This window comes from Alkalibaculum bacchi, assembly GCF_937875145.1.
Classification (GTDB): Bacteria; Bacillota; Clostridia; order Eubacteriales; family Alkalibacteraceae; genus Alkalibaculum; species Alkalibaculum bacchi_A.
Genome location: NZ_CALNCS010000204.1, coordinates 1 through 3,446, shown reverse-complemented (window position 1 = coordinate 3,446; position 3,446 = coordinate 1). Strand labels below are relative to the sequence as shown.

The following is a 3,446-nucleotide window of genomic DNA, read 5'->3' as shown; positions in this document are numbered from 1 at the left end:
CCACCATCTTGCAAAAACGGTGGGAGAATTTATTTAAATAGTGAATTCTTGAAATATGTCCCTATTGGGTAAGAGAGTGCATTTTGATTTTTCACTTGTCTACTTGACAGGGAGCAGTTCATTTGTGAGAGACGGAACTTTTCAAGTCAGGTTTTTAGATTCTCAAGTATCGACCCACTCTCATTTGCAAATTAACCACATTAAGGATAAGACTTCAAGGGAAGTTTCGTCTTCTTTTATTTTAAGGTATTAGGTTGAAAACATCCTACCCCTCTAAGCAATCTTCCCTTCCAAGTGAAACCTTTAGTCTGAGGTTACTCAATAACTTAACCCAAAAATTCACGTTCCTAATGAACCTAGGAAAATCTTTGAGAACATAAGTATTTTATTTTTCGCCTTTAATTATCGATTCCAACAGCTCAGCAGCCCTCAACATTACATTGGCACAGCCCGTTTCAGGATCTTTATAAATAGGTTTAATCTCTTTACAATCGATATCGCTAAATTCTTCCTCAAAAACCTTTACCCACCGTTGAGTTATTTCCTTCACTTTGGTATTATCTGTAGGCTTATCCTCCGAATACATCACGCCTAATGCTGCAATACCTCCTGCCAGTACTCCACAAGCTTTTTCAGAACAAAACCCTCCACCAAATGGAACGATAGCTTTAAATATTTTTTTATCCAAATTTAATTTGTAATAATCATTGCAGGCATTAAGCAGTGTTTCAGCACAGTTGTAATGGTAGAGTTTTCTCTGCTCTCCGTATTTTAATTCACTTTCGATATACTTTCTTGCCTCATCTTTAAGCATCATTATTCCTCCCTATAATTATTTACCATAAATACATTATAACAATTATAATATATTAATAAAATCTTATGTTTTGACAAATTCAAAATAGGAAAAAATAATATTTTCTAAGCAACACAAACCATTTCTGCACATCGTAACAATTTACCATATCAACAATATATCCTACATTTCTAATTTTAATATTGCAGATAATACTTATTATCTGGTTATTTTAAATTAAAAAAGAGGTCAAGACTTAATATCTTGACCTAAAAGTCCAGTCCCTAGGAAGTCCCCAGAGTAAAACTCCATAAGAAAATTATATTTTTGAAGAGATTAAAAACAAAATACTTGAATGAAAAATGAACCTCGTAATTAAAAGCTGGGTTTATTTTCTATTCAAATAGTTTTATATATTCTCCGTACCCTTCTTTTTCTAAGTCGGCTTTATTAATGAACCGCAAAGCAGCACTATTAATACAGTATCTCATGCCACCCTTATCATGGGGACCATCGTTAAATATATGGCCTAAATGAGAATCCCCATGCTTACTTCTCACTTCTGTTCTTCTCATTCCGTAGCTAGTGTCTAGCTTTTCTACAATATAATCATTGTCAATACTCTTATAAAAACTAGGCCATCCACACCCTGCATCGTATTTGTGATGGGAACTAAATAGAGGTTCACGTGATACAATATCTACATAAATTCCTTCCTCTTCAAAATCCCAAAACTCATTGTCAAAGGGTTTTTCGGTAGCACTGTTCTGAGTAACATCGTATTCAAGAGCTGAGAGTTTTTCCTTAAGAATTTTATCATTGGGCTTGTTATATTTTTTATCCATTAACCTACACCATCCTCACTAATATTTTACATTAATAATTGATTCCCAGCTATATTATACCCATTCTTGTGAGCCTTTTTATTTAAACAGTCTACCACAAGGGGACCATATTACCTTATTATTTCTTAATTCTTTTCAAAAGATAATTCTCCTGTAAATCCATCAAAGCCGATGATTGTATTATGAAAGACGTCTACAGCATTTTGTGTGTATTCAATAGGATTATCTAATGCCGTACCAAAATGAGTAAGCAATAACTCTCTTACTTTCCCTGATTGTGCAAGTTTTGCCGCTTCTTTAGGTTACTGGTGTGCTTCGTTCGCTGTTTCCCATAGTTAATAGGAGACCTGGCAATCCAAATATGTGTTCTCCATGCATATGGGTAAGGCATATAATATCAATACTCAAAAGGAAGGTTCTGTGAAAATCTATTGATCCTTTTCTATTAACTCCATCGTATTTATGTTATATTTATATTCTATATCATGGTCATTGTCATCAACTACTTCTATTTCAAATATGCTTTGGCCATTTTCAAATTTTAATTCCCACTCGTCTACTTTATAACCATTACCTGCATCTTTTAATGCTTTGTCCATTAGTTCTTGTATTTTATTCACATTTTCTATTGTTATTTCGCCTTCTGTATCATTATCATCTCTTTGTTTTTGTTCTTCTTTCAATATTTCCCCATCTACAGGTTCAATCTTTAACTCATATTTATTTGTATCGTCATATCCTTCCACTTCATAGATATATAATCCACGGTCAAAATCAAGCGCCAACTTATTTACCTTTACATTAGGATACTTCTTTACATAAATATTAAATACTTCTCCTGGAGTCAATTTGATGTCTTCATATACAACATTAGTTATAGTACCAGTATTATTGATATCAGAATCTGGATTGGTATAAGTATTTGTACTATCCTCCTTGCTTATTTCGTCATTTGAATTATTATTAGGAGAATTTCCAGTGCAAGCAGGTAGTGTTATAGCCAAAACTAAAACTATAAATATAATCCATCTTTTCTTTATCATAGTTACTCCTTCCTTTCTTTTATAAAATAGTATCCTCTATTTAATAATTTGCTTATAAAGCTATAAAATATGCACTATAGCTAAATATTATGGCTCTTCTTTTATATCATTTACTGTGTCCTTGATTCTGCTAGAAAGCGCCAGTACTCCAGACCCTCTTAAGAAAAACTCCCCTAAACTCAGAGTCTAGGGGGCAAAAACTCCTACATATTTAATTAAAATGCCTTTAATCCTACTATTATAACCTATTCCGCCTCTATCAACATAACGCGTTCAGCCGTAATCAAACTCCGCTTCTCTCGCCTTCCTGGGCAAGCCTGACACGAGCTTCTTCAGTCGTTTCACTCCTTCATACGCAACGTTACGGCCTCAACATGCCTTGAGGAGATAAAAAAGACATCGGTTGAGCCTGGTGAGGCCTTAGTGGCAGGACATCTACATGAAGAAGATCCCAGAGTACATAAACTCCTACTCTGGGGTCTTCTGCTGAAGATTCAATAAACACTCCACACTTGCATAAAAGTCTGCTGATTTGCATTAAATCACAATATATAAACTATGTAAGATATGCCCTCATAAAGTAATTCTAATTTTGTTTATTCTTGATTTTCAAGTGAAATCATCATTCGTATCTCTTTGTACTGAATTCCACCAGCCTCATATTCAAATATATTTTCTTCTTTAAAACCTGCTCTTTTATATAGTTCAATGGCCGTCATATTATCAACTTCTGCACTGGTATAAAGTTGATAATATGACGGC

General features: G+C 33.8%; 5 protein-coding genes. All 5 read right to left on the bottom strand.

The window, feature by feature from the left end; genetic code table 11:
* Positions 1-385 precede the first annotated feature (385 nt).
* The 5 genes from Q7P22_RS11820 to Q7P22_RS11805 all read right to left on the bottom strand — a co-directional run bounded on the left by Q7P22_RS11820 (position 386) and on the right by Q7P22_RS11805 (position 2,684).
* Positions 386-817, bottom strand: coding sequence for a C-GCAxxG-C-C family protein (locus tag Q7P22_RS11820; RefSeq protein WP_303864405.1), 432 nt, complete (start codon positions 815-817; stop codon positions 386-388).
* Between the two features lie 374 nt (positions 818-1,191).
* Positions 1,192-1,641, bottom strand: coding sequence for a peptide-methionine (R)-S-oxide reductase MsrB (gene msrB / locus Q7P22_RS11815; RefSeq protein ID WP_303864403.1), 450 nt, complete (start codon positions 1,639-1,641; stop codon positions 1,192-1,194).
* Between the two features lie 125 nt (positions 1,642-1,766).
* Positions 1,767-1,895, bottom strand: a complete 129-nt coding sequence (locus tag Q7P22_RS11810; RefSeq protein WP_278278703.1) for a hypothetical protein — start codon at positions 1,893-1,895, stop codon at positions 1,767-1,769.
* 43 nt (positions 1,896-1,938) lie between these two features.
* Positions 1,939-2,049 carry an MBL fold metallo-hydrolase gene (locus Q7P22_RS15015; RefSeq protein ID WP_369695534.1) on the bottom strand — a complete coding sequence of 37 codons (111 nt, stop codon included), beginning with the start codon at positions 2,047-2,049 and terminating at the stop codon, positions 1,939-1,941.
* A 20-nt stretch (positions 2,050-2,069) separates the two neighbouring features.
* The gene (locus Q7P22_RS11805) at positions 2,070-2,684 is read right to left on the bottom strand and encodes a PepSY domain-containing protein (RefSeq protein WP_303864400.1); all 615 of its coding nucleotides are present in this window, start codon (positions 2,682-2,684) and stop codon (positions 2,070-2,072) included.
* Positions 2,685-3,446: the final 762 nt, after the last annotated feature.